General features: G+C 35.4%; 10 protein-coding genes. 7 read left to right on the top strand and 3 right to left on the bottom strand.

Features of this window, described 5'->3' with window-relative positions:
• Positions 1 to 121 precede the first annotated feature (121 nt).
• Entirely contained in the window at positions 122 to 451 is a 330-nt protein-coding gene (locus P9B04_RS10435) for a hypothetical protein (RefSeq protein ID WP_342054927.1), read from the top strand.
• Between the two features lie 104 nt (positions 452 to 555).
• Here P9B04_RS10435 and P9B04_RS10430 read toward each other — a convergent pair whose 3' ends face one another.
• The 3 genes from P9B04_RS10430 to P9B04_RS10420 are packed head-to-tail and all read right to left on the bottom strand — an operon-like array spanning position 556 to position 3,711.
• Complete coding sequence (locus tag P9B04_RS10430) at positions 556 to 2,088, bottom strand: bifunctional aminoglycoside phosphotransferase/ATP-binding protein (RefSeq protein WP_342054926.1); 1,533 nt, start codon at positions 2,086 to 2,088, stop codon at positions 556 to 558.
• 5 nt (positions 2,089 to 2,093) lie between these two features.
• Entirely contained in the window at positions 2,094 to 2,879 is a 786-nt protein-coding gene (locus tag P9B04_RS10425; RefSeq protein ID WP_342054925.1) for a hypothetical protein, read from the bottom strand.
• 25 nt (positions 2,880 to 2,904) lie between these two features.
• The gene (locus P9B04_RS10420) at positions 2,905 to 3,711 is read right to left on the bottom strand and encodes an EI24 domain-containing protein (RefSeq protein WP_342054928.1); all 807 of its coding nucleotides are present in this window, start codon (positions 3,709 to 3,711) and stop codon (positions 2,905 to 2,907) included.
• Positions 3,712 to 3,770: 59 nt separating this feature from the next.
• On the opposite strand from P9B04_RS10420, the gene P9B04_RS10415 reads away from it, so the two are divergent.
• The 6 genes from P9B04_RS10415 to P9B04_RS10390 all read left to right on the top strand — a co-directional run.
• Positions 3,771 to 3,944 (top strand): hypothetical protein, encoded by a 174-nt coding sequence (locus P9B04_RS10415; RefSeq protein ID WP_342054924.1) that lies wholly within the window; start codon positions 3,771 to 3,773, stop codon positions 3,942 to 3,944.
• Positions 3,945 to 4,024: 80 nt separating this feature from the next.
• Positions 4,025 to 4,477, top strand: a complete 453-nt coding sequence (locus tag P9B04_RS10410) for a hypothetical protein (RefSeq protein ID WP_342054923.1) — start codon at positions 4,025 to 4,027, stop codon at positions 4,475 to 4,477.
• Positions 4,478 to 4,587: 110 nt separating this feature from the next.
• Positions 4,588 to 5,481 (top strand): hypothetical protein, encoded by an 894-nt coding sequence (locus tag P9B04_RS10405; protein ID WP_342054922.1) that lies wholly within the window; start codon positions 4,588 to 4,590, stop codon positions 5,479 to 5,481.
• 102 nt (positions 5,482 to 5,583) lie between these two features.
• A complete protein-coding gene (locus P9B04_RS10400; RefSeq protein ID WP_342054921.1) occupies positions 5,584 to 6,576 on the top strand; it encodes an AAA family ATPase in 993 nt (330 codons plus the stop codon).
• Positions 6,552 to 7,877 (top strand): hypothetical protein, encoded by a 1,326-nt coding sequence (locus P9B04_RS10395; protein WP_342054920.1) that lies wholly within the window; start codon positions 6,552 to 6,554, stop codon positions 7,875 to 7,877. Before P9B04_RS10400 ends, P9B04_RS10395 begins: the two co-directional genes overlap by 25 nt.
• Positions 7,840 to 8,036: hypothetical protein (locus P9B04_RS10390; RefSeq protein ID WP_342054919.1), on the top strand; the 197-nt coding region annotated here is incomplete at its 3' end. The genes P9B04_RS10395 and P9B04_RS10390, both read left to right, overlap by 38 nt.

Genomic DNA, 8,036 nt, shown 5'->3' with positions numbered 1-8,036 from the left:
TCCCCAGTCGCTTTCACCGAATTCCGGTCGATGCGACATTTTTGCGTCGCTCCCATTACAATTGATACGATAGATGCGCTCTACTGGTTAGGGCGTATTCTAATGACTTTAAAATTCCGATATGAACACCAACACTCAACAATCATTAGAAAAAGATCAAAAAATCGCTCAGGAAGCATTAAGAAAAGCTTACACCAGAGAAACTCAAGCACTTATAGCTGAAATTAATCAAAAAGCTAGTCAAATCACTGATATTAACGCTATTTGGGCTTTAAGTGATTATTTGAATAGTCAACGATACAATATTGAAGGGAAGTATGACTGTAGAGAGTCTACGTCCGTTTTTGTCTTGGCTCAATTAGTTAAAGAAAAATGGTTAACTATTGATGAATTAAGCGATTTAACCCCTTCAACAAGAGCAAAAGTTGCTGCTTTGGCAAAGATGTCATAATGTTTAACTGTCCTGATGTTGCCATTTATCTCTAAATTGTAGAACATTAGGGATGAATGGCTAGTTGTTTTATCCTAACAGAAACTTAGGCAAATATTAAAGTTTTATTTAAAAAACCTTACGACTTTTTCTTTCCAGTTACTGGTAGTATCAATTTCTTGAACATAACTCATTTCTTCTTCATTAAAGTCTTGAGCATTATTTTGTTGTTGTTGCAATAAATCAAAGGTTGCATCAGAAATGTCTCCTTTACGGTTTGAGAGGCGATCGCTTAAAGTTTCTACAGGTGTATAACATGATAAAATTGTCAAAGAAATGTTATGTTTTTTAACTATTTCTATTATAGGTTTTCGCCATTGATGACGATCAAATTTAGCGTCTAAAATAACATTAAATCCTGCTTTGGCAACTATTTCACCTAGTTTAATCAAGGTTTGATAAGTTTTTTCGTTCATTTCTTGGCTATAAAGTTCACTGTTTCCAGTTTCATCTAAACTGATATTTCCTAAGTGTTTTCGTACAGCGTCGGAACGAATCAAAATAGCATTAATATTTTCGGCAATATATTTTGCAACAGTTGTTTTTCCTGATCCTGATAACCCTGACATGATAATAATTTTTCCTTGATTTCGTTGGGTATATTGCCAAGCTAAATGATAGTAATTTTTAGCTTCTTGTTGTGCCTTTTGATGATTTTCTTCAGAAATATTGGGATCATCAAGCATCATCGAATTAACTTTTGCTCTAACATAAGCTTGACGGGAAAGATAGACGGGTAAAACTTGTAATCCTCGCCAATCTCCTGTACGTTCTAAATAAGTATTGAGAAAAATATTACTCAAGTCTTGACGGTTTCTTGCATCTAAGTCCATAACAGTAAATGCAACATCACACATAAGATCAACATAACGGAATTCTTCGTTAAATTCGATGCGATCAAATAACTGTATTTTGTTATTGAATAAGCAAATATTTTTTAAGTGTAAGTCTCCGTGACATTCTCTTATTTTATTTTCTTTTTGTCGCTGTTTAAAATATTCTTGCTTTTTCTCAAAATAGTTATCTGTAAATTTTCTTGTTTCTTGATATTGTTTTTCTGTTTGAACATTACCGATATATTTTTCTGTTATTTTGTAATTTTCGTCAATAGATTGTTTGATAACTTCAATATCTCCAAAACTCTTTATATAATCATCTATCTTTGTTTCTCTGTGAAATTTGGCTACTATTTTACCTAATTCTTCCAGATGATGTTTTTCTAATTTTCCTGCTTTAAATAAATTGATTAATAAACTATCTTGAGGAAACTGATTCATCTTGAGAACATATTCTATAATCTCTCCTTCTCCTGCTATTTTGACTTGCTCATTTTCTAAAGTAATTGGTAAAACTTCTGAATAAATATCAGGAGCGATCGCTTGATTCATGGTCAACTCTTGATTAAGAAAATGTTGACGCTTTTCCAGATTTGAGTAGTCTAAAAAGCCAAAATCAACAGGTTTTTTGATTTTATAAGCATAATTTCCTGTTAAAAAAATAACTGAAATATGGGTTTGAATAACTTTAATTGGAGTTTGTACAGCATGGGGATAACTATGAGGCTTTTCCAGGTGGTTTATGAGACTTAAAATATTCATTTTCCTCAACTTACTCTAATATAATCAGCAAACTTAAACTCTTGAATTTGTTTTAATTGTTCGGAAACTTCTCTAAAGATAGATAGGAGTTGTTTAAAAGTTCGATTAACAATTTCTAAAGCGATCGCATCTCCAGAATGACCCCCAATACAAATTTGATTATCCACAACATTACTAATAAGAAGTGTACTACCTAAGTTGGGGTGAACTAGATCACAAAATAAAGCATATAAATCATGAATTGATGGTTCTTCCTGTATCCATTTCTGTAAGCAAGTCATTACATTAACCTGAGAAGTTTTGAGAATATTTCCTGGTTTAAGATTATCTAACTCATCGAAATAATCTACTAAAAAATCTCCCCAGTCAAATCTATTTCCAATGAGATGTTTTTCTAACCAAGGAATGATCGTTTCTATTTCTTCTGTAGTAACTTTACCATCTTCTAAGGCAATTTCTACTAAAGGAAACATTTTGCTAGTTACATAATATCGGAGAATAGCAGTATGTTCGATTAGGGATCTGCCAATCAGTCCATATAATAGATAATTCTCTTCGTTTAAGGATTGAATTAAAGACTTACATAGCATATAGTATTTATTAAAATAGACGGTTAAAATTGCATCTAAGTAATGGTCGTAGAGATGATGACTATCTTTATCTATGGGATGCCATGTCAATGTTTTTTCGCTTTTTTCGTGTAATAATTCCGTAATTTCCTCAAAGTTGACTAAGGAATCTACAAGATTAGGAATAATTTTTTGACGAATTTTCGTGTTGAATTTAATCATGGTTTAACTCGTATAACTAATGAGACTATAAATGTTTGAAAAGAATGCGATCGCAAACAAATAAGGTTCCACTACCAACACAGAAAGGGATGGTAATTAAATTAATAAAAGGAATACCAATCATCAATAAACAAATGGTGGCAAAACCTGCACTTGCTGGAAAAGTTTTCCAAACAAGAGCAACCTTTTTTCTAAAATTTATCCTTCTTCTTTCTAATGCACTGTCAAAAAAGTCTAAACAAATAATTGTTCCTGTAATGGTTAACCCTCCCACTGTAGAAACAATAGCACCAAAAACAGGAACAAAACTCAAGAAAAAGAACAAGATACCAAAACCCAATATCAGGACTATTTTTTTCAGTTCAAATAAGATGGCGCGCCAAATATCTCGAATGATCCCCACTTCGATAATTTCGATTTTATCGGTTCTAATTTTTTCTATTTTTTCCGATAGGTTTCCATACCAAGGAGCGGCTAAAATTACACCAAATTGAACTAACAGAAACCCAGTAATAATTAATAGAAATAAACCGAGAACAATTCTAATCACCCATTCTAACAGAATAACAAAATAATCTACTCCATTTAACCAGTCAGGAAAATCTACTAATAGTGAATCAATGCGGTTAATTATGCTATTTGTTAATAAATCTGTAATTTCCCAACCGAACAAAAATAGGCCAATATAAAGAAAAATTCCAACAACAATATTAACTAAAACAGGAACAATAATATAAGACAACAAAGCTGGATTAGATTTGAACAGTCTTAATAAACGAAAAGGATAACTAATTCCTGAAAGAAAACCGAAGCCTGTGAGAATTTGTAACATAATCATTCTTCATTTTTTTCACAGGAGCCTCTTATATTTTATCATTGTTAAGTTATGGTGTGTTCAGGGTTTTAAATTACAACCCAGATCCAAAACCCAATCAAGGTTATTCTCAATACTCTAGTTACTTCCAACAGCGATCGCTCCTCAAAGTGGAGAATTTGTCCACGCTGAAACATCAGAGAAGAGAGGAGACAGTTAAAGGGCGATCGCTGCAGAATTTGGTATCTTAGTAGATAAATTTGAAATTTTTACTATCATTAGAGTTAATAAATTAGTATTGCCTTTCCTAGACTGTTAGTACGCTGAAGTAATGACTAAGAGCTTTCAACCTTATCAAGAAAATATTGAATCCATTCAAGAAGAGATAAAGAAAATACAAGCCAAATTACGCCCACTTGAACAGTCTATGGGTGATAGGCCAGGTGACACTCCAATTAAGCTAATTAGAGAACGAAAACAATTGTATGAGCAATTATCTGAGCTACGGGAGAAACAAGCACGATTAGTACAAACTTCTGCCAGTGCAAGTTATAGTAATCAAACTATAGTACCTTATCTTCTTAATCGACTTGAACACGAAACAAAGCTGTCTGAAGCTTTAAAAAATCTAAATCAAGAAGCTAATAAACTTCTTGTTTGTCTAATTCACGGTGATAAACAACAGTCACAAGATACTTTTCCTGAGCGTCTTAAACACTATTTTTCTCAAACTTTTTCCCAGATACAATTCAACTTTATCATTTACATTTCCCTGAAAAATTAAATGATTTTGATGTTCAATTTCAATATGTATTATCTAAAAATACCATTGGTAAAATACCTGATTCAAATGAGAATATAAATAGTTTTTTTGCCCAGTCTCCTATACCAGTTATGCTTTATGCAAATGTGTACTGTGATAATTCGCAAGAATTTAGTCGTGAATCTATAAATAGATTTTTAGACTTTTGGCAAAATTGGCCTTCCCTTGAGACTAATCAATATTTATTAGTTTTTTTGTTTATTCAGTATAGTTCAAACAAACAGGATAAAATTGCTAGAAGATTCTGGAATAGGGAAAAACCCAACTTAAATCAAGCAGTTGAAGAAAGACTAAAAGAACTGGAAAGAGAAAGTTTTTCCCAGTTTAATAATTTTTCTGGCTTAGTGTTACCAAAGTTTGAAGGAATTACTGAACAACAAGCAACAAATTGGGTAGATGAAGTAATGATGGAATATTTTCCTGATGATGTATACTTTTTGACAGATACAAAGTTGGAAATTAAAGCGATATTTGAGCAGTGGCCATCGAAAGATCAACCTAAAAGAATACCGATGGATAATTTAGCCCTCAAATTGAGAGGTATTTTATATCAATACACTATACAGAAAAATTACAGTGAGGGACAATTAATCCCCGAAAGTAATCTAAATTCAAATAACCCGGAGGTTTTAAACTTGCCAGATAACAACAGAGAATCAGTCCCCTTATGGCAGCGAATAACGGCAGTGGGTTTTGGAACCTCATTTATTGCGGTATTACTGGTTATCGCAATTTCTATCCCTTCTCCTACACCATTCCAAATTTTCGTTTTTCGCGTTACTCTATCCCTTGCCGCAGGAGGGGTGGGGGCTATTATTCCAGGTTTTATCAATGTGACTTTTAAGAACTGGTTGCGAGCTGGTGGAGCATTAGCTCTTTTTGTATTGATATATATGGTTAATCCTCCCGAATTAATAACTGAAACTAATCAACCCACTCAACAAGAACAAACTGAAACTGAGTAAGCTGAGTTCGGTGTTTGCTGTTGTATCTTTTTCAAAAAAAAATTAATAAAATGTTCTTCAAAGACTTATTCTGTCTCAGTAAATTGCAAGGAGGAAACTAACATGGAATTCCCGTTTTACTTGGGTGACGGGACACAAAAGCAACGCACTACACCGGCCAATTTACCAGTGTCACAGCGAGCTAAATTCATGAAGCCAGAAAACTATTTGGCAGATTCAGGTCTTCGTGATGCTTGTAATGTTGCTCTGCTCTTGGGTCAACCTCTATTATTGACTGGAGAACCTGGTACGGGGAAAACGGTGTTTGCTTATAGTCTGGCTTGGGAATTAGGGTTCCATACTCCTTTTAAGTTTGAAACCAAATCCACCAGTACAGCCCGCGACTTATTTTACACTTATGATACTTTAAAGCAATTTCAAGAAGCACAGAATCAGGTAAAAGATAGAAGTTCCCTGGACTATGTGACTTATAACGCTTTAGGTAAAGCAATTTTACTGACTAAAGAGCAATCTGAAGTTCAAGATTTTTTACCTCCAGGTTTTGAACATCCTGGTTCAAGACGCTCGGTAGTTCTTATTGACGAAGTGGATAAGGCATCCCGCGATTTTCCTAATGATATTCTCAATGAACTGGAGCAGTTATATTTTCGAGTGCTAGAATTGGGCAATGTGAAGATTGAAGCTAATCTAGAGCTACAGCCAATTGTGGTTATTACCAGTAATTCTGAGAAAGATCTCCCCGATGCTTTTTTGCGCCGTTGTATCTACTACAATATCCCTTTTCCCGAGAAAGATCGCCTTAGAAATATTATTACTGATCGATTAGGTTTGCATTCTGCTGGTAGCAGCGAATTTCTCAACGATGCACTAGATCTTTTTTTCAAAATACGAAATAGCAACTTACGCAAGAAACCAGCCACAGCGGAACTATTAGGTTGGATAATGGCATTACAAAAAATGCCAGGGGGTGGAGATAATCCTCTAGTTCAGCCTGAACTTGCTTTGCGAACATTGAGTAATTTAATAAAAACAGCAGAAGATCAAACTAAAGCCAAGGAGATAGTAGCGCAATGGCTGGAAAATCGCCAGAAGTAAGCCCAGCTTGGTTAGATCCAGATAAGCTAATTGATTTTCTCGATGAGCTTCGGGGAGCAAAATATAACATTGGTGTGTCTCAGTATATTGCAGCTCAAGATCTAATACTTGCCTTGAAGGCAAAAGGAGAACAGCTTGATCGACCTCAGCGGCTAAAAAGTCTTCTTGGCCCTTTGTTGTGTAGCTCACGAGCCGAACAAGAGGACTTCCAGAAACGTTTTGATCAGTGGATTGAAGAGCGGAATTTTGATTTTCATGGGGATGAACAAGAAGGAAAACAGGCCAAGGAACTTGAGCGGGAGTTAATCAAGATTGAACGAAAATCTCGGTGGTTCTGGTGGGGACTAACTGCGATCACTACTTTCATTGCTGTCGGATTAATCTATTTACTTATTCAGCAATGGCCATTTTTGACACCTACACCTATACCCACACCCATACCTACACCCACACCCACACCCACACCCATACCTACACCCACACCCAAACCGAATCCTATCCCCTTTGCAGTTACTTGGGAGTTGGGAACATTATTATTTCTGCCCTTCCTTTTCTTAATCATTTGGCGAATCTGGTGGTGGTGGCGAGCGCGTCTATATCTCAAGCGTCGTGCAACTAAGCAACAACCGGAAATTCAGCGAGTTTCTATTTCTGGGTTTGAGGAAGAACTATTTCCCACTGTTTTGTTCTTACGCATTGCTCAAGGGTTTCGACAACGCATTCGAGTTCCTTCCATTGAACTAAACATTCAAAAAACCATAGAAAAAACCCTGCGTAACGGAGGTTGGTTTACGCCAGTATATGGCTACCGTCAGGTTCGCCCTGAATATTTGGTTTTAATTGATCGGGCAAGCTACGGAGATCATCAGGGGAGATTTTTTCAGGAAATGATTAATCGACTCAGGGATAACGAAGTTTTTATCACTGGGTATTATTTTGATGGTGAACCCCGCGTCTGCTTCCCGATGACAAAAAAAGGGCCTCCCCGTCGGTTACAAGAAATTGCGGCTAAGTACAGTAACAGTCAGTATCGATTGATCTTGTTTTCAGATGCGGATGGGTTGTTTAGTTCCCTGACTGGGAAACTAGAACCTTGGCTCGACGTGTTCTCTAGTTGGTCTGAACGGGCTATATTAACCCCTAAACCTTCTCAACACTGGGGCTACCAAGAACTAGAGTTATCCCGTCAGTTTATTGTTTTACCGGCTACCAATGATGGGTTGATAGAATTAGTCCGTAGTATTCAATATGGGGAATCACCGGATGTCCTTTCAGAAGAAGGTAACCTGCATTATTCATGAAGAAAAAACAAAACAAAAAAATAAGCAATTAGCATCAAAATTGATTTGGAAAGAAATGGATCGCAAGAAAATAGCTAATATGACCAATAAAACTCTTAAAAACGAGCTAACCTGCATTATTCATGAGAGAATTAAGAACAAGCATGAAAGCCTTATGCA

The organism is Crocosphaera sp. Alani8, assembly GCF_038442745.1.
Classification (GTDB): domain Bacteria; phylum Cyanobacteriota; class Cyanobacteriia; order Cyanobacteriales; family Microcystaceae; genus Crocosphaera.
The sequence above is the reverse complement of the archived record's forward strand: the minus strand, read 5'-3'. Positions and strand labels throughout refer to the sequence as shown.

Excerpts from the sequence above, each read along its gene's own strand:
- P9B04_RS10405 (WP_342054922.1), top strand. The coding sequence starts at position 4,588 with ATGCTTTATGCAAATGTGTACTGTGATAATTCGCAAGAATTTAGTCGT.
- P9B04_RS10400 (WP_342054921.1), top strand. The coding sequence starts at position 5,584 with ATGGAATTCCCGTTTTACTTGGGTGACGGGACACAAAAGCAACGCACT.
- P9B04_RS10420 (WP_342054928.1), bottom strand. The coding sequence starts at position 3,711 with ATGTTACAAATTCTCACAGGCTTCGGTTTTCTTTCAGGAATTAGTTAT.
- P9B04_RS10435 (WP_342054927.1), top strand. The coding sequence starts at position 122 with ATGAACACCAACACTCAACAATCATTAGAAAAAGATCAAAAAATCGCT.
- P9B04_RS10395 (WP_342054920.1), top strand. The coding sequence starts at position 6,552 with ATGGCTGGAAAATCGCCAGAAGTAAGCCCAGCTTGGTTAGATCCAGAT.
- P9B04_RS10430 (WP_342054926.1), bottom strand. The coding sequence starts at position 2,088 with ATGAATATTTTAAGTCTCATAAACCACCTGGAAAAGCCTCATAGTTAT.
- P9B04_RS10410 (WP_342054923.1), top strand. The coding sequence starts at position 4,025 with ATGACTAAGAGCTTTCAACCTTATCAAGAAAATATTGAATCCATTCAA.
- P9B04_RS10425 (WP_342054925.1), bottom strand. The coding sequence starts at position 2,879 with ATGATTAAATTCAACACGAAAATTCGTCAAAAAATTATTCCTAATCTT.